Origin of the sequence: Arthrobacter sp. TB 26 (genome assembly GCF_000427315.1) — a bacterium.
In the GTDB taxonomy this organism is placed as follows: domain Bacteria; phylum Actinomycetota; class Actinomycetes; order Actinomycetales; family Micrococcaceae; genus Arthrobacter.
Genome location: NZ_AUPJ01000224.1, coordinates 1 through 224 on the forward strand (window position 1 = coordinate 1; position 224 = coordinate 224).

The following is a 224-nucleotide window of genomic DNA, read 5'->3' on the forward strand; positions in this document are numbered from 1 at the left end:
GGGGCCCCGTCGATCAGCAGGCTGCCGGTCTCGTCCGAGTCCTCGGCGTCCGCCGGAGCACGCTCAGCGCCCCGGTCGGCGGCATGTTCACCGTCGCCGGAGGAGCTGTCGCCGAGCACCCCGGCCAGGGCGTGGAGCAGCGTGGATTTGCCAGCGCCCGAAGGCCCCAGCAGCAGCACGCGTTCCCCCGGCTGGATGTCCAGGTCCAGGCCGCTGACGGCGGG

1 protein-coding gene (running past one end of the window) is annotated in these 224 nt (G+C 74.6%); it reads right to left on the minus strand.

The window, feature by feature from the left end:
- Positions 1–224, minus strand: part of the annotated coding region (locus tag K789_RS22615; RefSeq protein ID WP_035739406.1) for an ATP-binding cassette domain-containing protein (this coding region is incomplete at its 3' end). 66 nt of the annotated region lie beyond the right edge of the window; 224 of its 290 annotated nt are in view.